Source organism: Brevibacterium renqingii, from assembly GCF_017808095.1.
Lineage (GTDB): Bacteria > Actinomycetota > Actinomycetes > Actinomycetales > Brevibacteriaceae > Brevibacterium > Brevibacterium renqingii.
This window is the reverse complement of the sequence record NZ_JADBHG010000005.1, coordinates 279,508-306,031: the sequence shown is the minus strand read 5'-3', so window position 1 is coordinate 306,031 and position 26,524 is coordinate 279,508. Positions and strand designations below refer to the sequence as shown.

Here is a 26,524-nt window from a genome sequence, read left to right as displayed (position 1 = left end):
CGGTAGCTAAGCCCATTCGCGCTGATGGTACTGCAACTTGGTGGTTGTGGGAGAGTAGGTGACTGCCGCAATAATTTTTGGGGAGGCCTTGTCCGATGTCATGTCGGGCAGGGCCTCCTTTTTTGCATTCACACCCCTGCGGCGGTCCGGGGCAAATGGTCAGAATGTGCCGCCATCTGTGCCGTTGCCACCCGCCTCGAGTCTTCAGGGTTAATGATCAAAATGTGTGTACAGCAGCGGCGTGTCACGGCCTTTGAGGTCATCGTGATCGGCCACCCCAGCCCTTCTGGATCCCGTTGCCGTCCTCGATGCTGAATCCTGTCCCATAGAGCCGGTTCGTTTCGTCTCTGCCCGATCCAGAGTCGACGATGACGGTGTGTTTACGGTTGTATTCCCATGCCTCCGGGGTGACGAAAGACCATGGATCGTTGGGTGTCTCGGTCTGCAGGTAGAGCAACCAATCGATACCGCGTCGGGCGTGGTCGATCGACAGGCCCCGATGAGCACGGAGGAAGTCCTTGATCGCTTTGTTCGGGCCTCCTTCCAGGGTGCTCGTCGCCCGCGCCACTGTCAGCCCCGATTCGGTGAGTTCGAGCCAGGTGAATAGGTGTGAGTCCTGGATGAGTTCGGCGAGGAGTCTGCCCGCCCGTCGAGTACGGATGTGGGTGTACCACCACTTCTGTCCCGGTCGTGCATACTTTGGTCGTGGTGCCGCGGAGGCTGCGTAGGTGCGGTGTTTGAGAAACGGTTCCCAGCTCGCTTCCCACGACGCGAACGCTGCGGCCTCGTCGAGGCTCGTCACCCTCGGCAGGGCTTTGTACAGGTTGAGAAGGTCGCGGTTGGCCGGCAGTCGCGGATGCCGTGTCAGATGCTTGTGACCAGCCTGCCGGACATGGAAGTAGCAGCGTTGGATCCGCGACTGCGGCCACAGGTTCTGCACGGTCGCGATCAAGGGACCATTGCCGTCGATGACCGCCACAGTCGAGGCTGGGATGCGGCAGAGCAATGCGGTCCAGGACGCGATCTTTTCCCGATCACACCATTGCCAATCGATGACGTATTCGCCGGTGTAGGCGATGAGGACGCACCATCCGTTGAAGTAGGTGCCATCGAGCATGATCTGGTCATGGATCTTGCCGGTGGGGGACACCTGGGCAGTGACGTTCCAGCACCACTGGGTGCGGCGACGAAACGTCGCGATCGACTGGGCCTGTTCGGTCAGGCGGGCAGTGCCGAGCAGCCAGTTCAGGAAGGCCTGGAACACCGCTTTCCGAGTGATATCGGCCCGGGCCTGGGTGGCCGAGGCCCCACATGGTTGACACCGCCACCTGGTGCGGCCAGAGCTGGTCTTGCCGTTCTTGACGAGCTTGTTGGCACATACACCATAGGTGGGGTGATTTCTGGGATTGGACACTGAACATGCTTCCAGAGCATGTTCAACCCTGTCTTGGCCTACTGACTACTGGACAAGAGGCCTATCCTGTCCGCACATTCTGATCATTAACCCCGATGGGGCAGGAGGACGGTTGGGGTGAAAGAGTCGACGAAGAAGAAGACTTGGACGTCCGCCTGATGCTCTTCGTGCCGCATTCTCACAGCTGTGATGACCGTTCGGAACCAATACCCCAATTGAAGTCGCCAGACAGCCATGTCCATAATTCGGGCGGCGAATTTCATGTTATGCGGCTCACGGTATGTTTGTGCCCATGAGCCTACATCCATCACTGCAGCCAATCTTCGACACGGTGCTCCAACGGAACCCCGGAGAGTCGGAGTTTCATCAAGCGGTACAGGAAGTTCTCTATTCCCTGGGCCCCGTCGTGGACAAGCACCCCGAATACCTGGAACTCTCGGCGCTCGAGCGGCTGTGCGAGCCCGAACGCCAGATCATCTTCCGTGTTCCGTGGATCGATGACGCCGGCGTTGTCCAGATCAACCGCGCCTTCCGGGTGCAGTTCAACTCGGCTCTCGGCCCGTACAAGGGCGGCCTGCGGTTCCACCCCTCCGTCAACCTCGGAATCGTGAAGTTCCTCGGGTTCGAACAGATCTTCAAGAACGCGATCACCGGGCTGCCGATCGGCGGGGGCAAGGGCGGAGCGGACTTCGATCCCAAGGGCCGCAGCGACCGCGAGGTCATGCGCTTCTGCCAGTCTCTGATGACCGAACTCTCCCGCCACATCGGCGAATACCGTGATGTCCCGGCCGGGGACATCGGTGTCGGTGGTCGCGAGATCGGCTACCTCTTCGGACAGTACAAGAGAATGACGAACTCCTACGAGGCCGGCGTCCTCACCGGCAAAGGCCTATCCTATGGCGGCTCCATGGTTCGGACGGAAGCAACCGGTTTCGGTGTGGTCTACTTCCTCAAGGACATGCTCGCCGCTGCGAAGAAGAACATCGACGGCCGCACCGTTTCGATCTCCGGTTCGGGCAACGTCGCTGTCTTCGCAGCCGAGAAGGTCTCGGCGTTCGGCGGCACAGTCATCACCATGTCCGACTCCTCCGGCTTCATCCATGACCCGGACGGCATCGACACGGAGATCGTCAAACGCATCAAGTTCGAAGACCGCGGTCGGATCTCCGAATACGTGGATCAGCGAGGCGGTCGAGCCGCCTATCACGAGGGCGGAAACGTCTGGGACGTCGAGGTCGATGTCGCACTGCCGTGTGCGACACAGAACGAACTCGATGCTGATTCGGCAGCGACCCTGGTCAAGAATGGCCTCATCGCCCTCGCCGAGGGCGCGAACATGCCCTGCACTCCGGAAGCCGTGAAGATCTTCAACGACGCGGGCGTCCTCTTCGCCCCCGGCAAGGCCGCGAACGCCGGCGGCGTCGCCACCAGCGCCCTGGAGATGCAGCAGAACGCCAGCCGCGACTCCTGGGACTTCGATTTCACCGAGGCGCGCCTGGCAGAGATCATGGGGGATGTCCATGACAGCTGCGCTGCGGCTGCCGACGAGTTCGGTTCTCCCGGTGACTACGTCGCCGGCGCCAATATCGCCGGTTTCATCCGGGTCTCCGAGGCGATGCTCGCCCAAGGAGTCGTCTGATCTGCTGAACGGACCGCATCCGGGACCCGCCGACTGAAGCCCGCGGGTCCGCTGGGCGACGAGGAACCCCTGAGGTTCGAACCCACTCTTAGGGAAGGGGCTCGAACCTCAGGGGTTCGTCTCATGCGACGGCAAGGAATGGACCGCTCTCTCACCGAGGTCCCATGGTCCCGTAGGCCTTCCGCCAGCGCAGCAGCGGACGGCTCGTGCCGGCATCCCTGCCCGCGCCCAGAGACACCACTTCGCCGACGACGATATTGTGAGTGGCCACCTCGAGCACTTCGGTGAGTTCGAGCTCGAACCAGGCGATCGCCTCTGTGAGCACCGGTTGGCCGGCCTGCGGGGCCGGGAAGGTGTCGATGCCCTTGAGTGACCCGTACAGCGGCTGCCCGGAAGCGCCGAGTCGTTCGGAGATGTCCCTCTGATCCGAATTCAGCAATGAGATGGCAAAGTGCGAACTCGTCTCGAGAGTCTCCATCATCCTCGAACCCGAATAGATGCTCACAGCCATCGTCGGCGGATCGTAGGAGACGTCGAGAAACGAGTCGACAGTGATGGCGTGCAGTGCACTGCCGCGGGTCGCAGAGACGACCGCGACCGCCGCGGCGATGTCGTCGCTGAGCTCTCTGTACCGTTCTGTGAGCGAATCGTCGTGGGACTGGTCCATGACTCACATTCTAGGGAACTACAATGGAGCCATGACCATTCCAGCTTCAGGCGGTTCAACAACGATCGAACGTGAGCAGTCCGAGCAGCTTGTCGAGCCCGGAGACCACGAGCGATTCAGCCATTACGCGCCCAAGGACAAGATCATGGAGTCCATGGTGACAGGAACTCCGCTGATCGCCTTGTGTGGAAAGGTGTGGGTCCCGACTCGCGATCCCGAGCGGTTCCCGATCTGCCCCAAATGCAAAGAGATCTACGAGACGATGTCCGAAGGACCGCAGGAGTAGATGTCCGCGGAACGTCTCCCAGGAACACCAGGGACCTCCGCAGCTGAACAACTCCCACCGGCCTTCCCCGAGCGCGCCGCTTGGGGAACGGCCGGAAAGTTGCGTGCTTGGCAGGCCGAGGCCCTCGAGCAGTACTTCAAGAACGAACCGAAGGACTTCCTCGCCGTCGCGACTCCCGGAGCCGGCAAGACCACGTTCGCTCTGCGGCTGGCCGCTGAACTTCTGGCTCGCAGGATCGTCAATCGGGTCACGGTGGTCGCCCCAACCGAACACCTGAAGGTGCAGTGGGCCGATTCAGCGGCACGCGTGGGCATCAAACTCGACCCGCATTTCAAGAATTCTCAGGGCAAGCACGCTCCCGGCTATCACGGAGTGGCGCTGACCTATGCGCAGGTGGCGGCCAAGCCCACCCTGCACCACAACCGGACCGCTGCCGGTCGGACACTGGTGATCCTCGATGAGGTCCATCACGGCGGCGACGCTCTGTCCTGGGGCGACGCTGTGCGTGAAGCCTTCGGGCCCGCTGTGCGTCGTCTGTCGCTGACCGGGACCCCGTTCCGTTCGGACACCTCACCGATCCCATTCGTCACGTACGCCCCCGACGAGAACGGAATCCGCACCTCGGTGGCGGACTACTCCTACGGCTACGGTCGGGCGCTCAAGGACTCCGTCGTCCGTCCCGTCCTCTTCCTCGCGTATGCGGGAGCCATGTCCTGGCGGACGAAGGCCGGCGACGAGATGTCGCATGTGCTCGGCGAGGAGACGACGAAGGACATCAACGCGCAGGCCTGGCGCACCGCACTCGACCCGAAGGGCGACTGGATCCCGGCCGTGCTCAAGGCCGCCGACATCCGCCTCACCGAGGTCCGACGAACCGTCCACGACGCCGGCGGCCTGGTCATCGCCACCGATCAGGAGGCGGCGCGGGCCTACGCGAAACGCCTGCACGAGATCACCGGCGAGAAGCCGACAGTTGTCCTCTCCGACGAAGCCGGCGCCTCGGAGCGGATCGAGCAGTTCCAGAACTCGACAGACCGGTGGATGGTCGCCGTGCGCATGGTCTCCGAAGGAGTCGACGTTCCGCGCCTGTGCGTCGGCGTCTACGCGACCTCCTCGTCGACACCGCTGTTCTTCGCGCAGGCCATCGGGCGCTTCGTGCGTGCTCGCAAACGAGGGGAGACCGCCTCGGTGTTCCTCCCTTCGGTGCCCGTGCTGCTGGCACTGGCCAACACGATGGAGGTCGAACGTGACCACGCCCTCGACCGGCCGAAGAACGACGACGAGAACGACGTCGTCGTCTTCGACGAGCAGGCCATGGACCAGGCGAACCGGAATGAGGGCGCCTCGTCCGACCAGCTCGGCTCGTTCGAAGCCCTCGGCGCGGAGGCGCTGTTCGACAGGGTCCTGTTCGACGGCGGAGAGTTCGGCACCGGCGGGGCCGTCGGCTCCGAGGACGAGCTCGACTTCATCGGGATTCCCGGTCTGCTCGAACCCGATCAGGTCCACGAACTGCTGCGGACCCAACAGGCACGCCAGGCCAAACGCAAGACAGCGGCGGCACCTGCGCCCGAGGCGGACACGAGCGAACTGGAACATCGGGCGATGAAAGAGGAGCGCAATCAGCTCCAGAGCCTCGTCGGAGCCTGGTCCCGGCGAACCGGGACGCCTCACCAGAACGTGCATGTCGAACTGCGAAAGGCATGCGGGGGACCAGCCGTGGCTCAGGCGACGCGAGAACAGATCCAGGCACGGATCAAGAAGCTGCAGGGCTGGTTCATCGGCCGCAAATGACCGAAAGCCGAGCCTTATGCCGAATAGAAGTTCGTCGGGATCGCCGGTTCGCCGTCCTGCAGCCGACGAGCAGAACGCGGCAGCTCGGCCAGGGACTCGTCGTGGCGTGCACAGGCCTGCTTCACACCGGCGGCACCGAGGAACGACTCGTCGACCTCACCGTCGACGACCAGGTCGACGCTCAGCCGGCGGCCCTCACCGAGATCATCGGGCAGTGAGGGGATGCCGACGGCCTCCTCGACGGCGATCGCACCATCGATGAGGCGCAGCGCCTCCTTGTGCCCGCCGCGGGAAGGCTTTCCGGTCGCGTGCTTGGCCACCGAGGTCCATTCTCCGGCCTCGTCGGCGCGAGCCACGAGCTTGTACACCAGACCTGCGGCAGGGGCACCGGAACCTGTGACGACACGGGTGCCGACTCCGTAGGAGTCGACGGGGGAGGCCGCGAGCGCGGCGATCGCATACTCGTCCAGATCGCTCGTGACGGTGATCGTCGTGTCATGAGCGCCGAGGCGGTCCAGCCCGTCCCGGACCTCCGCGGCCTGTTCGATGAGATCACCCGAATCGATCCGCACACCGCCGAGTTCGGAACCGGCGAGCTCCACGGCCACCTCCAGCGCCTCCTCGACGTCATAGGTATCGAGCAGAAGCGTCGTATCGGTGCCCAGCGACTTCAGCTGCGCGGCGAATGCCTCACGCTCGGAGTCGTGCAGAAGAGTGAACGAGTGGGCCGAGGTGCCGATGGTGCGCAGACCGTACTTCAATCCCGCTGCCAGATTCGAGGTCGATGCGAAGCCGCCGATGACCGCGGCCCGTGCCGCTGCCACCGCTGCATGTTCGTTCGTCCGTCGTCCGCCCATCTCCGCGCAGGGCCGGTCACCGGCCGCCTGCGCCATGCGGGAGGCCGCCGAGGCGACCGCACAGTCGTAGTTCAGAGCCGAAAGGATGAGCGTTTCGAGGATGACTCCCTCGGCGAACGTCGCTTCGATCGTCAGCAGCGGCGAGCCCGGGAAATAGATCTCGCCCTCGGCATACCCGCGGATGCTGCCCGTGAAGCGATAGTCCGCCAGCCAGTCGATGGTGCGGGCATCGACGATCTGCTCGCGGCTGAGGAAGGACAGTTCGGCGTCGTCGAAGCGGAAGTCGCGGATCATCTCGAGGATTCTGCCGGTGCCGGCGACGACGCCGTAGCGGCGCCCTGCGGGAAGGGTGCGACCGAACACTTCGAAGAGGCTCCTGCGGTGAGCGGCGCCGGATTCCAGGGCGGCCTGCACCATCGTCAATTCGTACTGATCCGTGAAGAACGCCGTCGAATCGGTCCGTGTGAGATCACTCATAGGCGCGATCTTACGTCACGACAGCGTCAGTGTTCTGCCGTAAGCTGGAAACGTGAGCAATCCAACGACACCAGTTCTGGAGCCGGAGGTCGACGTCCGACCTGCCGAGGATCTGGCCAAGCCCTGGAGGACCGTGGTCTTCAACGACCCGGTCAACCTCATGAGCTATGTCAGTTTCGTGTTCCAGAGTTATTTCGGATACTCCGAGGACAAAGCCCACGCGCTCATGCTCGAAGTCCACGAGAACGGTCGCTCCGTGGTCGCCACCGGAGGTCGCGAAGCCATGGAGAGAGACACTCAAGCGATGCATGAATACGGCCTGTGGGCCGCCTGCCAACCCGATCCAGGATCCGACTGACACATGGCCGCCATCGACGCACGTGGGGACGATGTCGTCCTCAGACTCGAAGACAACGAACGCTCACTCATGCTCACGGTCTTCACCGACCTCTCGGCGCTGCTGGCCGAAGACGGCGACGAGGACGGGGATCGGCCGGACTCGGAGAACTGGGAGGCCCGTCTCGGCCTCGTCGACCGGCCCCGCCCGGACGATCCTGCCCTTCTGAGGCTGCTGCCGGACGTCGATCCCGAAGACGAGGAGCGCTCCGCCGAATTCCGCCGTCTCACCGAATTCGACCTCAAGCAGGCCAAATCCCACAACGTGCGCATCGTGCTGCTGGGACTGAGCAAGGGCACCGAAATCACCCTGACCCATGACGAGGTCCTGGCCTGGATGAAGGGGCTCAATGATCTGCGGCTGGTGCTCGCCGTCCGACTCGGCATCGACACCGAAGAGGCACAGGAGGAGAAGTACGCCCACCGCGAGGAGCTCTCCGAATCAGAGGACCTCACACTGACTCTGTACGACTTCCTGACTTGGGTGCAGGATCGACTGACGACGACCTTGCTGTCGCGGACGCAAGGGGAAGACGACGAATGAGACTCACTGCCATCGGCACCGCCGGATCCTTCCCGGGGCGTGGAGCGCTCGCCAGCTGCTACCTCATCGAAACCGAGGAGGACACGCCCACCCGCATCGTGCTCGACCTCGGCTCCGGTGCCCTCAGCCCCCTGCAGCAGACCGTCGACACAGACCGGCTCACGGCGATCGTGCTCAGCCACCTGCATCCTGACCACTGCATGGACATGACCGGGCTCTACGTCAAACACTGCTTCGACCCGAAGTTCTTCAACGGAGATATCTCCGACACGGGCACGATCCGCACCCGGACCCCGGTCTTCGCCCCGCCCGGAGCGAAGGAACGACTGACCCGGGCTTACTACACCGAACCCGGCAGATCTCCGGTCGCGAACGGGGGAGACGATTCGGACTTCGACCATGCCTTCGACTTCACCGACCTCGATCACGGCTCCCGACACCAGATCGGGTCCCTGACGGTCGAATCCTTCCTCGTCGACCATCCCGTGGAGACCTACGCGCTGCGCGTCACCGACGCGAGAGGCCGCGTCATCACCTATTCCGGCGACAGCGACGAATGCGACAATCTCGTGGCGGCTGCCAAGGGGGCCGATCTCTTCCTCTGTGAGGCGGCGTTCCAGGAGGACCGTGACACAGCTCGGGGAATCCATCTCACGGGCAGGCGCGCCGGACGCGTGGCACAGAATGCCGAGGTGTCCTCGCTCGTGCTCACTCATATCCCGATCTGGACCGACTGCTCCATCGTCCGCGGTGAGGCAGCCGGCGAATACCGCGGTCCCATCGAACTCGCCAAACCCGGAGCCACCTGGACAGTATGAGCCGACGCTCGCAAGAGAGCGCGGCAGCAACCGACACCGCAATCGAGACATGAAAGAGGCACACAGTGCGAGCAGACGGCCGTGCAGCAGACGAACTCCGTGAAGTCCGGATCACCCCCGACTGGATCAACACCGCCGAAGGATCCGCGCTCGTGGAATTCGGCAGCACCCGCGTCCTCTGCGCCGCTTCGCTGACCGAGGGGGTGCCTCGCTGGCTCAAGGGAGAGGGCCGCGGTTGGGTCACCGCAGAGTACGCGATGCTGCCGCGGGCCACGGACTCACGCAGCACACGCGAGTCGGTCAAGGGCAAACAGGGCGGACGCACTCACGAGATCTCCCGTCTCATCGGCCGCAGCCTGCGGGCTGTCATCGACATGGACAAGCTCGGCGAGAACACGCTCGTCCTCGACTGCGACGTCCTCCAGGCCGACGGCGGCACCCGCACGGCCTCGATCACCGGTGCCTACGTGGCGCTGGCGAAGGCCATCGACAAGGGGCGCTCGACCGGGCTGATCCCCGCCGCCCACCAGCCGCTCATCGACTCAGTGGCGGCCGTCAGCGTCGGCATCATCGATGGAGAGCCCCTCCTCGACCTGCCGTACGTCGAGGACTCCCGCGCCGAGACGGACATGAATGTCGTCATGACCGGGTCCGGAAAGTTCATCGAAGTCCAGGGCACCGCCGAGGGCGCACCGTTCGACCGCGATGAGCTCGGCAAACTGCTCGACCTCGCCGGCCACGGGTGCACCGAACTCACCCGCATCCAGTCCGAAGTGCTCGCCGGATGACGACCTTCGTCCTCGCCACTCACAATGAGGGCAAGAAGCGCGAGCTGCTGACCATCCTCGGACCCGTCCTCGGCTCCGACACCCAGGTGCTCACCGCCGCCGAGGCAGGACTCGGCGATGTCGCCGAAACCGGAGTCACGTTCACCGAGAACGCGCTCATCAAGGCCCGTGCCGCGGCTGCGGCGACCGGTCACACCGCCATCGCCGACGACTCGGGCATCAGCGTCGACGTCCTCGGCGGGGCACCGGGCATCTTCTCCGCCCGCTGGTCCGGCCGACACGGCGACGATCGGGCCAACCTCGAACTCCTGCTCGCGCAGCTGTCGGACATCGCGTCCGAACACCGTGGTGCGCAGTTCCGCTGTGCGGCGGCCGCCGTGACCGCTGACGGCCGCGAATTCACCACCGAGGGCATCATGCCCGGGCGTCTTGCCACCGAGCCGGAGGGAGAGAACGGCTTCGGCTACGATCCGATCTTCGTGCCCGAAGGGTCGACGATCAGCGCCGCACAGATGAGTCCGGAAGAGAAGAATTCCCGTTCCCACCGTCGACTCGCCTTCGATGCCCTGGCCGAGATCCTGGCGGAGGAGCCGAACCTCTGAAGGCCGCCGCCCCGCAGGCTCCAGCATGCGAACGTGAGCGCCTCACCAGGTGAGAACATCGGATACACTGGCGATGCTTGTGTGTTGGTGAACGGCCCTTCGGCGGTCGGCGATTTCGAGGAGAACAATGAAGACTCCGCGCATGTGGGTGGCGGGCGCTGCCGCTGCGAGCCTGTTGCTGACAGCCTGCTCGGCAGGAGCATCCGACTCGGGCAGTGAGGCGGAGGAGAAGGACTCGATGAGCATCGCGTTCACCGCCGAGCCCGTGAACCTCGACTTCACGTCCACTTCGGGTGTGGCCATCCCAGAGGCCCTGATGGAGAACGTCTACGAATCGTTGGTCCGCCTCGATGAAGAGGGTGAGATCCAACCGGCCCTGGCCGAGGACTGGTCGCTCTCCGAGGACCGCAAGACCTACACCTTCGACCTGCGCCGAAATGTGACGTTCTCCAATGGCGCAGACCTGACCAGTGAGGACGTGAAATTCTCCTACGAGCGGGTGCAGAACGACTGGAAGAACGCGCTGAAGTCGAAGATGGACATCGTCGAGTCCATCGAGACCCCGGACGAAAACACCGTCGAGATCGAGCTGGAGAGGCCGTCGAACACCTGGCTGTTCAACCTCACCAGCCTCGTCGGCGCCGTCTTCGACACCGAGGGCACGACGGACCTGGCCAATGAGGCGATCGGCACTGGGCCCTTCGCGATCGAGGAATTCACTCGCGGCCAGTCGATCGACTTCGCCGCCAGAGATGACTACTGGGGTGAGAGGCCGGCGCTGAAGACCGTGGAATTCAAGTACTTCAAGGACGCGGTCTCGGCGTCGAACGCTTTGAAGTCAGGAGAGATCGACCTCGTCTCCAACCTGCAGGCTCCCGAACTCGCGGGCGAGTTCCAGAGTGACGACTACCAGATCGTCTCCGGCACCACGAATGGCGAAGTCGTGCTGTCGATGAACAATGCAGAAGGCATCTTCAAGGACAAGAAGGCTCGCGAAGCCGTCATGCACGCCGTCGACCGCAAAGCCGTCCTCGACACCGCCTGGGCAGGATACGGCGAACTCATCGGCTCGATGGTGCCCCCGACCGACCCCTACTACGAGGACCTCACAGGGGTGTGGGAGTACGACCCGAAGAAGGCCGAGAAGCTCGTCAGCGAGGCCGGGATCAAGGGTGAGGAGTTCACGTTCACCGTGCCCAACCTCCCGTACGCCAAAGCGATCTCCGAAATCGTGTCCGCGCAGCTCGAAGAGGTCGGGCTCAAGGCGAAGATCAAGACCCAGGAGTTCCCGGCCGTGTGGTTGGACAAGACGTTCACGGAACACGATTTCGACATGTCGGTGATCAACCACGCCGAACCGAGGGACATCCTCACGGTGTTCTCCCACGACTACTACATCGGCTACGACGATTCGTCGATCAAGAAGATCGCGAAGAAGGCCGATACGGGAACCGAAGAGGACTACATCTCGGGGATGAAGGAGATCGCGAGAACGATCACCGACGACGCGGCCTCGGACTTCCTGTTCCTGTTCCCGAACCTCGTCATCGCCAAATCCGATATCGCCGGGATCCCCGCCAACAGGGTCTCCGACGCGTTCAGGATCGCCGATCTGAGCTGGAACTGACGACTCGGTTCGATGCTCAACTACGCGCTCAGCCGCGCGACCCAGTTCGCGCTCTCCCTCATCTTCGCCTCTGTGGTGGTCTTCGCTCTGATGAGCCTTCTGCCGGGAAACGCCGCACAGGTGGCTCTGGGCACGAATGCCACTCCTGAGGCGGTGGCGGCACTCGAAGCCCAATACGGTCTCGATCGGCCGCCCGTGATCCGGTACTTCGACTGGGTGCTCGGAATGCTCGGGGGAGATTTCGGCACCTCCTACGTGACCGGCGCCGAGATCACCCCCGTCATCGTCAGCAGCGTCCAGGTCACCGCGATCCTCGTCATCGCCGCAATCGCACTGTCGGTCGTCATCGCCGTGCCTCTGGGCACCTTCGCCGCTCTCGAGCAGCGCAACTGGATCGGGGTGACGATCTCCGCGGCGAGCCAGATCGGCATCGCGATTCCGAACTTCCTGGCCGCCATCATCCTCGTCATCGTCTTCTCGCTCACCCTCGGATGGTTCCCCTCCCAAGGGTGGATGGCACCGATCGAGGGCTTCGGTGGATTCCTGCTCCGCCTCGTCCTGCCGGTGGTCTCCCTCGCACTCGTGCAGGCCGCGATCCTCACCCGATATGTGCGATCGGCCGTCCTCGACGTCATGCGCGAGGACTTCATCCGCACCGCCCGTGCGAAGGGTCTGACCCGGACGAAGGCCCTGTTCGTCCACGGGCTTCGCAATGCTGCGATCCCTGTGATCACCGTCGCCGGCGTCCAGCTGGCGACCCTGCTGGTCGGAGCCGTGATCATCGAGCAGATCTTCGTCCTGCCCGGCATCGGCTCCGAACTCGTCCGGGCGGTGGCCAACCGCGACCTCGTCGCCGTCCAGGGCATCGTCATGGTCCTCGTCCTACTGGTGCTCATCATCAACCTCGTGGTCGACATCCTCGTGCCAGTAATCGACCCACGCATCAGGAGCGCCGCATGAGCCACAGACCCACCGGTGCCCAGAACCCCCGCGACGCCGCCGGCGTCGCCGCGCCCCCAGCGACCGCCGCGATGGCGATGGGACCGACCGAATCCCGCCGTTCGGCGCTGCGCCTCAACGCCTCGATGGTCATCGGCGCCGTGCTCGTCGTCCTCATCCTCGGTCTCGCGCTCGTCTCGTTCTTCTGGACCCCCTACGATCCTGGTGAGATCGATCCGGTCGCGCGACTGCAGTCCGGCAGCCTCGACCATCCGTTCGGCACCGACAAGTTCGGCCGTGACACGCTGACCTGGGTGATGTACGGGGCGAGGATCACCCTGCTGGTCGGCGTCGTCGCTGTCGGCATCGCCCTGCTCATCGGCACGCCGATCGGCATCATCGCCGCGATCTTCGCGAAGCAGCCGTGGGGCATCTGGATCGATGCGGTCATCATGCGTGCCAATGACATCCTCCTGGCGTTCCCCGCACTGCTGCTGGCGATCGTCTTCGCCGCGGTGTTCTCCCCGGGCACCGGTCCGGCCATGGTGGCCGTGGGCATCGCGGCGATCCCCGGCTTCGCCCGGGTGGCCAGGTCGGGGACCCTGCAGGTGCTCGGGTCCGAATACGTGCGCGCGGCCAAGGCCTCCAACCGCGGGGCCCCGGCCATCGCCGCAGTCCACGTGCTGCCCAACATCGCCGGCATGGTCATCGTCCAGGCCTCGGTGGCCTTCGCGATCTCCGTCCTCGCCGAGGCGGGGCTGTCCTTCCTCGGCCTCGGCACGCAGGCGCCCGTCCCCTCGTGGGGACGGATGCTCCAGGAGTCACAGCAGTTCCTGTCCACCCATCCGGAGCTCGCGCTGTGGCCAGGAGTGTTCATCGCCCTCGCGGTGCTCGGGTTCAACCTCCTCGGCGATGGGCTCCGTGACCGCTTCGACCCGAAGATGGAGGCGCGTGGTGCCTGAGAATCTGCTCGAGGTCCGCAACCTCACGATCACCCCTGCCGGTGCCGAGACTCCTGTGCTCCACGATGTGAGTCTGAGCCTGGCCTCGGGGGAGAGAGTCGGTCTGATCGGAGAGTCCGGATCGGGAAAGTCCCTCACCGCCCAGTCCTTGATGGGGCTGCTGCCCGAGGAGCTGCACGCGCAGGGGCAGGTGAGTCTGGCAGGCCATGACGGCAATCTCCTCGACGCCGACGAAAGGACCATGGCCGCGCTGCGCTCGGACATCGTATCCATGGTGTTCCAAGAACCCATGAGCGCACTCAACCCGCTCATGCGCATCGGCGACCAGATCGCCGAGGTGCTGCGCATCCACGGCAAGGTGCCCCGAGCACAGATCCCGGCACGCGTGCGCGCGCTTCTCAGCGACGTCCACATGCCCGACCCCGACAGCGCCCGCTACGCCTTTCCTCACCAGATGTCCGGCGGTCAGCGGCAACGGGTGATGTTGGCGATCGCCCTGGCGAACTCCCCGCGGCTGCTCATCTGCGACGAACCGACCACCGCCCTCGACGTGACCGTGCAGAGGCGCATGCTCGACCTCATCGCCGAACGCGTGGCAGCCGTGCATGCGGGTATGCTGTTCATCACCCATGACCTGGCCGTCGTGGCCGGTGTCTGCGACCGAGTCATCGTCATGTACCGCGGTCGCATCGTCGAGACCGGTCCCGTCGACAGGATCTTCTCCACACCCGAGCACGAATACACGCGCGGTCTGCTGGCGTCCTCGGACCTCGAGGCCACGGACGACCACGGGCGACTCTTCACTCTGAAGACCGCGCTCGCCTACACCGGTCCGCGTATGCCGACTGCCGAAGGCGGTGAAGGGCGCGCGCTCGCACCCGACGACGAGAGGCGAGATCCGTCTCCGACGCAGCGAAGGGGTTCGCTTCGTGCCGCGCGCGGCGGCGGTGCCGACGGTGCCCGTGAGGAGGAGGACAGGGCCGCCCCGGTGCGCGATTCGGCACCGCTGATCGAAGTCTCGGACGTCGCTCGCGTGTTCCGGGCCAGAGGCATGTTCGGCCGACGGCGCTCGGCCGTCACCGCTCTGGGCGGGATCGACTTCACTGTCGCCGCCGGGGAGCGTCTCGGCATCGTGGGGGAGTCGGGTTCGGGGAAGTCGACTCTGCTGAACATCCTCTCCGGCCTCGACCGTCCCACCACCGGCCGCGTCCGGGTCGGCGACATCCGCGTCGAAGCGGCGAGTGCACGGGCTCTGCGCGCGCTGCGGGAGAACCTGCAGATCGTCTTCCAGGATCCGTTCGCCTCACTCGACCCGCGCATGAGAGTCGCGGACATCGTCGCCGAGCCTCTCATCGCAGCCGGCGTCGGACAGGACGAAAGGCTCTCGCGGGTCGAGGAGATGCTCGGCGCCGTCGATCTCGACGCGAAATCGCTGCGCCGCTATCCCCATCAGTTCTCGGGAGGGCAGCGGCAGCGCATCTCGATCGCTCGAGCTCTGGTGAACCGGCCGCAGATCCTCGTCGCCGATGAGCCGGTCTCCGCCCTCGATGTCTCGGTGCGGGCTCAAGTGCTCAACCTGCTCACCGACCTCGTCGACGAGTATGCGCTCACTCTGCTCTTCGTCTCCCACGACCTCGGAGTCGTCAAACACCTGTGCTCCGAGGTGATCGTGATGAAGGACGGGGCGATCGTCGAGTCCGGGGCCACCGATGACATCTATGCGAACCCGCAGGAAGAGTACACTCGTCGCCTCATCGCGGCGACCCCGAGCTTGGCCGAGGCGCTCGCCGCAGGCGGCTGAGTCGAATCGGGCATCTGAGCCACAGAACCATCGAGAGAAAGGGCAGCACGTGAGCACCACCACGCTCGCCGATCACACCGCAGCCGAGCTCGCGGCCGGATTCGCCGCCGGGGACTTCGACCCGATCGAGGTCCACGGCGCCGTCGTCGACCGCATGGACGAATGCGAACCGGTCATCAACGCCCTCTGCCACCGCGATGACGAACGGTCCCGGGCGGCGGCCGTGGCCAGCGCCGCGCGATGGCGTGAAGGCAGGCCCCTGAGCGATCTCGACGGTGTTCCGGTGACCATCAAAGAGAACATCGCTCGTCGAGGCGTGCCCTTTCCCAGCGGCCATGCGTGGGTCGAGGTGCCCGTTGCCGAACACGACGCCCCGATCACGCAGAGGCTGGAGGAGGCCGGAGCCGTCATCCTCGGCTCCACGACGATGCCGGATTGGGGGATGCTGTCCTCGGGCGTCTCGTCTCTGCACGGAGTGACGCGCTCGCCGCTCGACCCCGCACTCACGACCGGCGGTTCGAGTGCCGGAGCCGGAGCGGCGGCCGCAGCCGGTTACGGCCCCATCCACATCGGCTCGGATATCGGCGGTTCGATCCGCCTGCCGTGCACATGGCTCGGGCTGGCCGGACTCAAACCCAGCTTCGGCAGAGTCCCCCTCGACGCCCCCTATCTCGGCCGGTGCGCCGGCCCGCTCGCGCGGACGATGAACGATGTCAAAGCTGCCATGGACATCATCTCGGCTCCCGACGAGCGGGACTATTCCCGACTTCCGCGCTTCGCGGTCGACGATGTGCGTCACCATCCCGAGAGTGAGTCGGGCGTCGCGTTCGACCCGCGTGGGCTGCGCATCGGGCTGCAGCTCGACGCCGGCTGCGGGGTGGGAGTCGACGGGCAGGTACGCGCCGCCATCGCCGAGGCGGCCGACCGCTACGCCGCGGCCGGTGCCGAGATCGTCGCGGTCGATCCGTTCATCGACGACGGCCTGCTGCGCGACATGGATCTGTTCTGGCGCGTGCGCTCGTGGGCTGACCTGAAGGCGTTGCCGGTCGGGGAACAGGCGCTCATCCTGCCTTACATCCAGCAGTGGGCCCAGGACGGAGCCGATATCAGCGGTGTGCAGCTGATGAACTGCTACCACAGCGTCCAGGAGATCCGACGGCGCACGGTCGCGGCCACGGCCGATCTCGACCTGGTGATCTCTCCCACCGCTCCGGATGCGGCGTTCCCGGCCGAACAGCCGATGCCCTACCCAGAGGTGCACGAGCCGATGGGACATATCGGCTTCACTATGCCCTTCAACATGTCCGAACAGCCGGCAGCGACCGTATTGGCCGGGTTCATGGCCGACGGCCGGACCATCGGCGCACAGATCTCGGGGCGTCGCTTCGCCGACGAATTCGTCATGGCCGCCGGGGCCTGGTTCGAAGCCTCGGTCGGTCTGAAGCCGCCGGAGCGAGCAGCTGTGAACTGAGCTCGGTGAGGCGCCGAGGGCACCGGATGCAGAGATCGGGATGCAGAAGGCCCGTCTCGGTCAGAAGTCGAAGAACTCGACCGAAAGCTTGTCTCCGTCGATCTTCACGCTGCCGGAGACCGACAGCGAATTGCCGTTCGAGAAGTACGAGGATCCGGCCTTCTTGCCGTCGACCGTGAAGTTGAACTTTCCGGGCTTCTCGGTGAAGAACGAACCGGTGTTCGTGTCGCCCGCGCCGAAGCTGGCCTTCACCTTGGGCATCTCCTTCATGTCCCACTTCGCAGTGTTCTTCTTCGCCAGATCATCGAGCTTCTTATCCGAACCGCCGACCGGGATCTCGGTCGGATCGAACTTGATGAACTTGCACTTGGGCTCGATGCTCTTGTTGTCGAAGCATTTCTCGAGTTCGGCCTCGACCTGCTTCTGAACTTCCTTCTCGAACGCCTTCGTCGGCGCCAGATCGAGGTTGAGGGTGGTTGGGGCGACCTGCCCCTCGTTCGGCTTTCCGCCCGGGGCGAAGGCCTTGGGGAAGTTCACTCCGGCAGTGTCGGATGCCTCTGAGACCCACTTGCTCGAGGGGATCTTGAACTCGTAGTTGCCGGGGTAGACGGCGAACGAGGTGGTACCGGACTTCGCCTTGTAGTCCTCGCCGTTGACGGTGAGGCCGTCCGCGGCGGGGATGTCGAGGGAGACGACGTTGAGTTCGGGACCGGTCAGGGTCCATTTGTCGAAGAACAGATCCTGCTTGCCGTCCTTCTTGGCAGACAGTTCCACGTTGTACGGGCTGCCGTCGAGTTCGTAGGACACGACTACGGTGCCTTTGTCCCCGTCGACCTTGGAGGACTCGACCTTGGCCCTCTCGATCTTCGCCGACGAGGGTTCGGTGAATTCCTTCGACAGCAGATCGACGTTCGTGCCCTCCGGGCGTGGTGAGGGTGCGATCTTCTCCGCGGCGGCGAAGTCTCCCTTGTTCAGGGCGGCGACGTAGTCCTCGGCCACCTTGTCCGGGCCGTAGTTGTTCTTGTTGACGCTGCCGATGACGAGGAAGCCGACGAGGACGAGGACGATGACGAGACCCACGGCGCCGAGAGTGATGAAGAGCGGAAGTCTGCTCTTCTTCTGTGGACGCGAATCCGCACGGGAAGCAGCGGCCTGAGAGCCGGCGAAGCCGGGGGCCGGCGCCGGCTGGGGAATCGCCTGGGACTGTCCGGGACCCGAACCCGTCCGGTTGTGATTCGGCCCCGAGCCGGTCTGGAACTGACCTGCCTGATTCTGCGCCCCGGCGTAGGCGGGGCCACCCGGATACGGGCCGTTCTGGTACTGACCACCCTGGTGCTGATCGTTCTGGGAATGGCTGCTCGGTGCCGGAGCCACAGTGGGACGGGGCGGCGCACTCTCGGAGGAACCGCCGAACTGAGGGGCCGGAGGAGGCGTCTGTCCTTCGCCGGCACTCGGCTGGTCGGCCGAGGTCCCCAGCGGGGGCGCCTCGTCGTCGGGCACGGATGAGCTTTCGGAGGTCTGCGGCTGCGCGGACGGATCGTCGAAGTCGGGCGCGGGCAACGCCTGTGTCGCCTCGGCGTCCGAGGATGAGGCCGAGCCCGGGATCTCAGGAGCGTCCGAGGAGTCTTCGCGGGATTCGGCTTGCGGGGCCGTCGATGAATTCGTCTCCTCGGCAGGCGTCGGGCGCTCGCGCCCCTCGTCCGTCGGGTGCTCCGAATGAGGCTTGGAACCGCCGGTCTCCGGAGGCTCGCTGGGTGGTGGCGGGAAATGGGGGTGATCGTTCCCGTTGCTCATCGTTGGATTCATCCTTTGTGTGTACAAGCCTGTCCTGGCGCAATTGTACGTCCCGGAACAGAGAATCGCCTTACCTGCGCAGCGAATCGCGTCGTCAATACCGAGAAGCGGCCCCGAAGTCAGCGAAAATGGGGATGATGCACACTTCTCCTCACCCCCAGTTCCTTCGTCGCACGGTCTTCGCAGCATTCCTCGAAGTCGTGAAGATCGACCTCATCGTCGTACCGGTCGCCTTCGTCGCGGCGACGGTCTTCTGGATCGTCGGACTCGGCTCACAGCTGCCCTATTCGGTGATTCCGGAGTGGGCATTCGCGCTGTGGGCGGCGGTCTCGGGTCTCAGTGTCTCGACTCTCGGCTTCGACTTCTCCCTGGCGCCGAGCCTGGTCACTCTCGGCCTGTGGTTCCTCGTGGCCGCGGCCGTTCGGCGACTGATCGCAGGCTGCGCAGCCGGGGGCGCGGACGACGGCGAGGACGTCCCGGGCGATTGGTGGAAGGCGGCAGCGGCGGCCTTGGCCACGTTCGTCCTCGCGTACGCCGGTCCGCTGCTCGCTCTCGCTGTCTTGGTCGGGGAGGCCACAGTGACTCCTCTGGGCTTCGGCCGTCTCTTCCTCTTCCTCGTCTCCTCCGTGGCCTTCGGCTTCTTCCGGGCCCGTGGCATCGGTGACATCCCGGGACTGCGTGTGATCGATGACGAGATCTGGGATATCGGCACCAGGCTGGTCCGTCGCCTGCTGTGGGGCGCGCTGGCCGCGTCGCTGATCGTGCTCGCGGCCGGCCTCGTCCTCCGCCGGCATGATGTCGCCGAGTCCCTGCAGGTCTACAGCTCACCGGTCGCCGCCGGCGTCGGTCTGCTCATCGTCCAGTTGCTGTTCGCCCCGGGAATTCTCTACTCGGTGCTGTCATGGAGCGCGGGCACCGGCGTCGGACTCGGAGGATCGGCATCTAGTTCGGCATTCCACTCGACCACCTCGCCGCTGCCCGACGTTCCCGTGCTGCAGCTGCTCACCGGGGACTACCCGGCGTGGACCGTGGCCGCGCCGGCGGTTCTCATCCTTCTGGGTCTGCTGTCGACCATTCTCGGACGGGCCCGCGCCGCTGAGGTGCGCGAGGGTGCGTGGACGGGGATCGGCGTCGCTGCGGTGCTCGTCTTCGTCTGCTTCGAGGTCCTCGCGCTCTTCTCGAGCGGCGCGCTGGGACCGTTGGGGTTGGCGAACTTCGGACCCTCGCCCCTGACCTCGGCCGTGGCCGTCACGGTCTGGATCGGTGTGGGAATGGCGCTCGGGCTGCTGCTGATCAGACTATCCGCGCTGCAGGCCGAGCCGCAGGACGACGATTCCGTATTCTTCGGAGAGGATGCCGAAGGACACGGCGACGACAGTGCCCGTTTCGGTGAGGACGAGCCTCGGTGACGGTTCAGCTGGCGGTGGTCGGCCTTAGGAGGTGCGAACTCACTGAGTGCCCGGCAGGTCGAGGTCCTGACCGGTGATCTGCTTGAACCAGTCGCCCAGGCCCGTCTGGTAGTCGCTCGTGCACGACAGCTGAGCCTGTTGGGTGATCGCATCGCGCAGGCACTCCTCGTACTTCGACTGCACCGGCCAGAGGATGACCGAGGACATCGTCGAGAAGATGAGGTAGAGACTGAGCAGTCCGCCGAGGATGCCCAAGGACATGTTCCTTCGCTGCTTCGTTTTCACCACGGCGACGATGTACTTCACCGACCAGACGATCGCAGCGATCGCGAAGCCGATGGCGGCGAGTTTGAACGGCAGCTGATACGTGAAGGTCAGCACCGATGCGAGGATCAGCAGGATCAGGACGAGTCCGTGTCGTGCCGGAGCGGCCTGTCTCTCCTCCTCGGGAGTCGGCGCTTTCTTCTCTTCGGTGCTGTTTGGTGACGTCACCGTGTCAGTTTCTCACAGTCGACCGGCAAATGCCTCGACGGACTGAATCCGCGGTCCGGCCGCAGGAGAACGACTGTCAACGGCAGACGTTAGACTGGTCTGGTGCGCATCGTTCTTCTGGCTTCAGGCTCCGGTACCCTCACGCAGGCGGTCATCGACGCGTTCGCCGGCGGGACCCGCGGAGTCGAGATCCTGGCCGTCGGTTCGGATACGTCCACCGCCGGAGTTCTCGACCGGGCCCGCAGGCACGACATTCCGACCTTCGTCGTCCGCCCCAAGGACTTCGCCGACCGCGACGCCTGGAATGAGCAGCTCAGGGACACCGTCGCCGAGCTCGGCCCCGATTGGGTGGTCTCGGCAGGATTCATGCGCATCCTCGGCCCGAGTTTCGTCGCGGAGTTCTCACACCGGATCATCAACACGCACCCCGCGCTTCTGCCGGCGTTCCCCGGCGCGCACGGCGTCCGCGATGCGCTCGCCCACGGGGTGAAGCTGACCGGCGGCACCATCCACCTCGTCGACACCGGGGTCGACACCGGCCCGATCATCACCCAATACGTCGTGCCCATCGGAGATGACGACACCGAAGAGACCGTCCACGAACGCATCAAGACCCGTGAGCGGGACGAGCTCGTGCGCCTGCTTGAACACCTCGCTCACACCGATCTCGTCATCGAGGGCCGACATGTCCGCGGATATGCCGCCTCGGCGACGGCCGCAAACTGAACCCCGCCGTGAGAAGAGTCGACCGGCAACCGAACCTCGAGGAGGATCTGTGACAGGAACCCGCGCGATCAAGAGAGCGCTGATCAGCGTCTACGACAAGACCGGCCTGGAGGACCTGGCGCGCGGACTCCATGCCGCCGGAGTCCAGATCGTGTCGACCGGGTCGACGGCTGCGAAGATCGCCGAGGCGGGAGCGGACGTGACGAAGGTCGAAGAGCTGACCGGGTTCCCCGAATGCCTCGAAGGGCGGGTCAAGACTCTGCACCCGCGAGTGCACGCCGGCATCCTCGCCGATTCCCGCAAACCCGCGCACCGGGACCAGCTCGCCGAACTCGAGATCGAACCCTTCGACCTCGTCATCGTCAACCTCTATCCCTTCACGGACACGGTGGCCAGCGGCGCCGGGTTCGATGAGTGCATCGAACAGATCGACATCGGCGGACCATCGATGGTGCGTGCGGCCGCGAAGAACCATCCCACGGTCTCGGTCGTGACCGATCCGGCCGACTACCCGGCCGTGCTCGAAGCCGCAGAAGGGGACGGGTTCGATCTCGCGGCCAGGCGCTCCTTCGCCGCCCGGGCCTTCGCACATACGGCCGCCTACGACTCTGCGGTCGCCTCGTGGTTCGCTTCCGAACTCGCCGAGGACAGCCAAGCGGCATTCGCCGGGGTCACCGGTGAGAAGATCGCGGACCTGCGCTACGGGGAGAACCCGCATCAGGCCGCCGCGGTCTACTCCGACGGCACTCGCGGCATCGCGGGCGCCGAACAGCTGGGCGGCAAGGCGATGTCGTACAACAACTACACCGACACCGACGCCGCGATCCGCGCGGCCTTCGACTACGACCAGCCGGCCGTGGCCATCATCAAACACGCGAACCCGTGCGGCATCGCCGTCGGTGAGACCGCGGCCGCTGCACACAGGGCCGCTCACGAGTGCGATCCGCTCTCGGCCTACGGCGGAGTGATCGCGACGAACCGTGAGGTCGACGCCGAGCTGGCCGGTTCGATCAAACCGATCTTCACCGAATGCCTGGCGGCGCCGTCGTTCAGCGACGAGGCCCTGGAGATCCTATCGGCGAAGAAGAACCTGCGGCTGCTCGAACTCGGCGAGATCGACGTTCCCGCCTCGGAAATCAAGCCGATCAGCGGCGGTTTCCTCGTCCAGGACCGCGACGCCTTCCAAGCCGAGGGCGACCGGCCGGAGAACTGGACGCTGGCTGCGGGCAAGGCCGCGACACCAGAGGTCCTCGCCGATCTCGCGTTCGCGTGGAAGGCCGGACGAGCCGTGAAGTCCAATGCGATCCTGCTGGCCAAGGGCCAGGCCTCCGTCGGCGTGGGCATGGGGCAGGTCAACCGGGTCGACTCGGCGAGGCTGGCCGTCGAGCGTGCCGGTGCCGAACGCGCAGCCGGCTCCGTCGCCGCATCCGACGCCTTCTTCCCGTTCCCCGACGGTCTCCAGATCCTCATCGACGCCGGAGTCACCGCCGTGGTGCAGCCGGGCGGATCGATCCGCGACGAGGAAGTCATTGCGGCCGCTGAGGAGGCCGGCGTCACGATGTACCTGACCGGGAGCCGCCATTTCTTCCACTGAGATGAAGCGACCTCACCCCCGCCACGCGCGGCGGGGGAGAGGCCCGATCGCCAAGCGATGGATCTACTGGAAGCGCCGGTATGCGCACCCCACGCGCCGCGATTGGGTGCTGCTCGGGTGTCTGCTGGGAGCCGTTGCCGCGGCTGGGTGCTCATTCGTCGATTTCCGCTTCGGCGCCGTCGTCCTGGCTGCCGTGCCGGCCGGCCTCGCCGTGTTCCGAGCGATGCCTCCGCCGTGGAACGAAGTGTGGACCAACCGCTCGAAGGCCGTCGACATCACCACCTGTCTCCTCTTCGCGGTGCTGCTGGTCGCCCTGGCGTTCCTCGTCCCACCGTCTCGGTGACGCAAGACAGGTCCCACCGTCCCGGTGATGCAAGACGGCTTGAGCTGACGACCGCGTCGGCCGGCTTTATGTGCATTCGCTGAGAAATGAGACTGTGCGGTGTCGCAACCTCGCTATAGATGGCAGGGTGAAAGACGTCAAGAGGTTCGCTTCGAACCTTTTCCGTTTGAAAGGAGACAGTATGGGACTGGACGATCTGACGAACAAAGCCAAGGACGCCATGAATAGCGACAAGGGTGAGCAGATCAGCGACCAGGGCCTGGACAAGGCTGCTGACGCCGCCAACAATGTCACCGGTGGAAAGTTCGAGGACCAGGTCAATAAGGGCCGCGACGGAGCCGATGGCAAGTTTGGCAACGAATGATCTTCACTCCATAGCCGCGTCCGGCATGGAACAGGCGCCGAGGAGAACTCATGTTCTCCTCGGCGCCTTCTTCGTCTGCCCTGCCCCGCGCGCAGGGTTCAGGTGGGCTGTTCGTCAGCCGAGTTTCTCAATCGGCGCGTAGCGCAGCAGCAGCCGCTTGGAACCGGCCGAACCGAAGTCGACGACCGCGACCGTCTTATCCCCGACCCCATTGACCTCGGTGACGGTGCCGAGACCGAAGGACTCGTGCGAGACCTTCTCTCCGACCTCGACAGTGATCACCTCGCGGTTGGGACGGATCCGATTGGGGAATCCGGCCACCGGCGCAGAGGAGCCGGCGCTCGCACGCGATCGGGAGGAACTGCCCGAGGAATGAGAAGATCCGAAACCGCGTGAGGATCCGGAATAGCCAGTCGAATAGCCGCCCGAACCGTATCCGCCGGAGAGCCCACCGGGGAGACCACCGGAGAAGCTGCCCGTGTTCTCCCAGGTGATGAGGTTCTCCGGGATCTCGGAGAGGAAACGGCTCGGAGGATTGTACTGCGGCTGACCCCACATGCTGCGGGTCTCGGCCCGGCTGACGAGCAGGCGCTGTCGGGCACGCGTGAGGCCGACATAGGCCAGACGTCGCTCCTCGGAGAGCTCCTGCGGGTTCTCGAACGACCGGGAATGGGGGAACCCGCCGTCCTCGAGGCCGGTGAGGAAGACGACAGGGAACTCCAGCCCCTTGGCCGTGTGCAGAGTCATGAGCGTGACCTGACCCAGTTCGGCGTCGGGGATCTGGTCGGTGTCCGAGGCCAGAGCCACCTGCTCGAGGAACTGATCGATGGCCGCAGGGCCCACGCCGGGCGCGGAGCTCGCCTCCGCAGCTGCGGCAGCGGAAGCGTCCTCGCTGTCGGCAGCACCCGAGTCGGCGCCCGTCTCGGTGTCGTCGCTGGCACTCTCGATCGCCTCGGCGTCGGAGACGACAGCGGCCTGCCGGGTGGCGACGAAGTCCTCTGCCACGGCGACGAGCTCGGCGAGGTTGTCCACTCGGGACTCGTCCTGCGGGTCGGTGCTCTTCTGCAGCGATTCGAGATAGCCGGACTGTTCGAGGATCGCCTCGATGACCCGCGACAGCGGAGACGACTCCGCCGTGGAGCGGAGGTCCTGCATGAGGTCGTAGAACCTCTGCACCGAGGTCATGGCCCGTGTGCTCAGGTTCGGGATCTCCTCGAGGCGTCCCAGAGCCGTATAGAAGCTGATACCCTCCCGGTCGGCGAAGTCCGCGATGAGACCTTCGGTGCGATCGCCGATGGAGCGTTTGGGGACATTGAGGATGCGCCGCAGGTTGACGTCGTCATCGGGATTCGCGATCACCCGCAGATAGGCCAGAGCATCCTTGATCTCCTTGCGTTCGTAGAAGCGCGTGCCTCCGACGACCTTGTACGGAATGCCCGAGCGCACGAGGGCGTCCTCGATCGCTCGCGACTGAGCATTCGTGCGATAGAAGACGGCGAAGTCGCCGTAGGTGTAGCTCTCCTCGTCGATGAGGTCATCGATGCGGTCGACGATGAACCGGGCCTCGCCCTGTTCGTTCTCGGCCACCCAGCCGACGATCTGCTCGCCCGTGCCCTCGGACGTCCACAGCTTCTTCTCCCTGCGGTCCTCGTTGTGAGCGATGACCGCATTCGCGGCGTCGAGGATGTTCTGCGTCGAGCGGTAGTTCTGCTCGAGGAGAATGGTCTCGGCGTTCGGGAAGTCCTTCTCGAACTCGACGATGTTGCGCACCGTGGCGCCGCGGAAGGCGTAGATCGACTGATCGGCATCGCCGACGACGGTGAGCTCGGCGCCCGTCGCACCGCCGGCGCAGTCCCCGGCCAAAGCCCTGATGAGCGCGTACTGCGCCGGGTTCGTGTCCTGGTACTCGTCGACGAGGATATGGCGGAAGCGCCGACGATAGGAATCGGCGACCTCCGGGAAGGCACCGAAGAGGTGGACGGTTTCGGCGATGAGGTCGTCGAAATCGAAGGCATTGGCCAGACGCAGCCGGGACGTATAGCGCTTGAAGACGTCCGCGAGCACCTCGTCGGCGGGGTTGTTCGGGCGGGGGACGAAGTCATCCGGGGTCTGCAGCTCGTTCTTGAGGTTCGAGATCCGGTGCAGAACGGACCGTGGAGCGTACTTCTTCGAGTCGAGGCCCAGTTCCTTGAGGATCTGTGCGACGAGACGCTGCGCGTCCTGTGCATCGTAGATGGTGAAGTTCGTGCTTCTGCCCAGGACCTTCGCCTCGCGACGCAGAATCCGCACGCACGCGGAGTGGAACGTCGAGACCCACATGGCGCGGGAGGCCGGCCCGACGATGGAGGACACGCGCTCGGCCATCTCTTTGGCGGCCTTGTTCGTGAAGGTGATCGCCAGCACCTCGCCCGGATGGGCGCGTCCTGTGGCCAAAGCGTAGGCGATGCGACGAGTGAGCACAGAGGTCTTGCCCGAACCGGCGCCGGCGACGATGAGCAGCGGGGAACCGGTGTAGATCACGGCTTCGCGCTGTCGCGGGTTGAGTCCGGTCAGGAGTTCGGCCGCTCGGGGGTCGGCGCCGGCGGCATGGTCGGTGTGTTCGGCTGCAGCAGTCATGTCGTCCCCAACGATACCGCCCGGGTCGGACACGGGACGATTCCCCTCACAGACAGCAGACGGCGGCCCTGACACCTCGCGAGGTTGTCAGGGCCGCCGTCAGGTGG

General features: G+C 65.1%; 24 protein-coding genes. 18 read left to right on the top strand and 6 right to left on the bottom strand.

Annotated features, from left to right (window positions below; genetic code table 11):
- Positions 1-259: 259 nt before the first annotated feature.
- On the bottom strand, positions 260-1,414 hold the full coding sequence (locus IIE29_RS11865; protein ID WP_209325461.1) for an IS1249 family transposase: 1,155 nt from the start codon (positions 1,412-1,414) through the stop codon (positions 260-262).
- A 292-nt stretch (positions 1,415-1,706) separates the two neighbouring features.
- Between IIE29_RS11865 and gdhA the strand changes: the two genes are divergently transcribed.
- Positions 1,707-3,053 carry an NADP-specific glutamate dehydrogenase gene (gene gdhA / locus IIE29_RS11860; protein WP_209325459.1) on the top strand — a complete coding sequence of 449 codons (1,347 nt, stop codon included), beginning with the start codon at positions 1,707-1,709 and terminating at the stop codon, positions 3,051-3,053.
- A gap of 151 nt (positions 3,054-3,204) precedes the next feature.
- On the opposite strand, the gene IIE29_RS11855 is transcribed toward gdhA, so the two are convergent.
- The gene (locus tag IIE29_RS11855; RefSeq protein ID WP_209325458.1) at positions 3,205-3,720 is read right to left on the bottom strand and encodes a flavin reductase family protein; all 516 of its coding nucleotides are present in this window, start codon (positions 3,718-3,720) and stop codon (positions 3,205-3,207) included.
- Between the two features lie 31 nt (positions 3,721-3,751).
- Between IIE29_RS11855 and IIE29_RS11850 the strand changes: the two genes are divergently transcribed.
- Together IIE29_RS11850 and IIE29_RS11845 are read left to right on the top strand one after the other, a co-directional pair.
- Positions 3,752-4,006 (top strand): DUF3039 domain-containing protein, encoded by a 255-nt coding sequence (locus IIE29_RS11850; RefSeq protein WP_209325457.1) that lies wholly within the window; start codon positions 3,752-3,754, stop codon positions 4,004-4,006.
- Positions 4,007-5,797 (top strand): DEAD/DEAH box helicase, encoded by a 1,791-nt coding sequence (locus IIE29_RS11845; RefSeq protein ID WP_209325455.1) that lies wholly within the window; start codon positions 4,007-4,009, stop codon positions 5,795-5,797.
- Positions 5,798-5,811: 14 nt separating this feature from the next.
- Here the strand turns inward: IIE29_RS11845 and IIE29_RS11840 are convergent, their stop codons facing one another.
- Positions 5,812-7,131 carry a nicotinate phosphoribosyltransferase gene (locus IIE29_RS11840; protein ID WP_209325454.1) on the bottom strand — a complete coding sequence of 440 codons (1,320 nt, stop codon included), beginning with the start codon at positions 7,129-7,131 and terminating at the stop codon, positions 5,812-5,814.
- Between the two features lie 52 nt (positions 7,132-7,183).
- On the opposite strand from IIE29_RS11840, the gene clpS reads away from it, so the two are divergent.
- From clpS to IIE29_RS11790, 10 genes are all read left to right on the top strand, one after another.
- Positions 7,184-7,489, top strand: coding sequence for an ATP-dependent Clp protease adapter ClpS (clpS, locus tag IIE29_RS11835; RefSeq protein ID WP_209325452.1), 306 nt, complete (start codon positions 7,184-7,186; stop codon positions 7,487-7,489).
- A gap of 3 nt (positions 7,490-7,492) precedes the next feature.
- The gene (locus tag IIE29_RS11830) at positions 7,493-8,071 is read left to right on the top strand and encodes a DUF2017 family protein (protein ID WP_209325450.1); all 579 of its coding nucleotides are present in this window, start codon (positions 7,493-7,495) and stop codon (positions 8,069-8,071) included.
- Complete coding sequence (locus tag IIE29_RS11825) at positions 8,068-8,889, top strand: MBL fold metallo-hydrolase (RefSeq protein WP_209325449.1); 822 nt, start codon at positions 8,068-8,070, stop codon at positions 8,887-8,889. Before IIE29_RS11830 ends, IIE29_RS11825 begins: the two co-directional genes overlap by 4 nt.
- A 65-nt stretch (positions 8,890-8,954) precedes the next feature.
- Positions 8,955-9,677 (top strand): ribonuclease PH, encoded by a 723-nt coding sequence (rph, locus tag IIE29_RS11820; protein WP_209325447.1) that lies wholly within the window; start codon positions 8,955-8,957, stop codon positions 9,675-9,677.
- Positions 9,674-10,279, top strand: a complete 606-nt coding sequence (gene rdgB / locus IIE29_RS11815; RefSeq protein ID WP_209325445.1) for an RdgB/HAM1 family non-canonical purine NTP pyrophosphatase — start codon at positions 9,674-9,676, stop codon at positions 10,277-10,279. Before rph ends, rdgB begins: the two co-directional genes overlap by 4 nt.
- A gap of 127 nt (positions 10,280-10,406) precedes the next feature.
- On the top strand, positions 10,407-11,906 hold the full coding sequence (locus IIE29_RS11810; protein ID WP_209325439.1) for an ABC transporter substrate-binding protein: 1,500 nt from the start codon (positions 10,407-10,409) through the stop codon (positions 11,904-11,906).
- A gap of 12 nt (positions 11,907-11,918) precedes the next feature.
- Positions 11,919-12,866 (top strand): ABC transporter permease, encoded by a 948-nt coding sequence (locus IIE29_RS11805; protein WP_209325438.1) that lies wholly within the window; start codon positions 11,919-11,921, stop codon positions 12,864-12,866.
- 71 nt (positions 12,867-12,937) lie between these two features.
- The gene (locus tag IIE29_RS11800; RefSeq protein WP_246475926.1) at positions 12,938-13,807 is read left to right on the top strand and encodes an ABC transporter permease; all 870 of its coding nucleotides are present in this window, start codon (positions 12,938-12,940) and stop codon (positions 13,805-13,807) included.
- Positions 13,800-15,608 (top strand): dipeptide ABC transporter ATP-binding protein, encoded by a 1,809-nt coding sequence (locus tag IIE29_RS11795; RefSeq protein ID WP_209325436.1) that lies wholly within the window; start codon positions 13,800-13,802, stop codon positions 15,606-15,608. Before IIE29_RS11800 ends, IIE29_RS11795 begins: the two co-directional genes overlap by 8 nt.
- 49 nt (positions 15,609-15,657) lie before the next feature.
- Positions 15,658-17,079 carry an amidase gene (locus IIE29_RS11790; RefSeq protein ID WP_343071889.1) on the top strand — a complete coding sequence of 474 codons (1,422 nt, stop codon included), beginning with the start codon at positions 15,658-15,660 and terminating at the stop codon, positions 17,077-17,079.
- Positions 17,080-17,139: 60 nt separating this feature from the next.
- Here IIE29_RS11790 and IIE29_RS11785 read toward each other — a convergent pair whose 3' ends face one another.
- Positions 17,140-18,873, bottom strand: a complete 1,734-nt coding sequence (locus IIE29_RS11785; protein WP_209325434.1) for a zinc ribbon domain-containing protein — start codon at positions 18,871-18,873, stop codon at positions 17,140-17,142.
- Between the two features lie 137 nt (positions 18,874-19,010).
- Here IIE29_RS11785 and IIE29_RS11780 point away from each other — a divergent pair, with 137 nt between their 5' ends.
- A complete protein-coding gene (locus tag IIE29_RS11780; RefSeq protein ID WP_209325433.1) occupies positions 19,011-20,282 on the top strand; it encodes a cell division protein PerM in 1,272 nt (423 codons plus the stop codon).
- A gap of 39 nt (positions 20,283-20,321) precedes the next feature.
- Here the strand turns inward: IIE29_RS11780 and IIE29_RS11775 are convergent, their stop codons facing one another.
- Positions 20,322-20,774 carry a hypothetical protein gene (locus IIE29_RS11775; protein ID WP_209325432.1) on the bottom strand — a complete coding sequence of 151 codons (453 nt, stop codon included), beginning with the start codon at positions 20,772-20,774 and terminating at the stop codon, positions 20,322-20,324.
- A gap of 102 nt (positions 20,775-20,876) precedes the next feature.
- Between IIE29_RS11775 and purN the strand changes: the two genes are divergently transcribed.
- From purN to IIE29_RS11755, 4 genes are all read left to right on the top strand, one after another.
- Positions 20,877-21,500 (top strand): phosphoribosylglycinamide formyltransferase, encoded by a 624-nt coding sequence (gene purN, locus IIE29_RS11770; protein ID WP_209325431.1) that lies wholly within the window; start codon positions 20,877-20,879, stop codon positions 21,498-21,500.
- Between the two features lie 49 nt (positions 21,501-21,549).
- Positions 21,550-23,094, top strand: coding sequence for a bifunctional phosphoribosylaminoimidazolecarboxamide formyltransferase/IMP cyclohydrolase (gene purH / locus IIE29_RS11765; protein ID WP_343071888.1), 1,545 nt, complete (start codon positions 21,550-21,552; stop codon positions 23,092-23,094).
- Position 23,095: 1 nt separating this feature from the next.
- Entirely contained in the window at positions 23,096-23,437 is a 342-nt protein-coding gene (locus IIE29_RS11760) for a DUF3017 domain-containing protein (RefSeq protein WP_209325430.1), read from the top strand.
- 181 nt (positions 23,438-23,618) lie between these two features.
- Positions 23,619-23,801, top strand: a complete 183-nt coding sequence (locus tag IIE29_RS11755) for an antitoxin (protein WP_209325429.1) — start codon at positions 23,619-23,621, stop codon at positions 23,799-23,801.
- Positions 23,802-23,915: 114 nt separating this feature from the next.
- On the opposite strand, the gene IIE29_RS11750 is transcribed toward IIE29_RS11755, so the two are convergent.
- Positions 23,916-26,417 (bottom strand): UvrD-helicase domain-containing protein, encoded by a 2,502-nt coding sequence (locus IIE29_RS11750; RefSeq protein ID WP_209325428.1) that lies wholly within the window; start codon positions 26,415-26,417, stop codon positions 23,916-23,918.
- Positions 26,418-26,524: the final 107 nt, after the last annotated feature.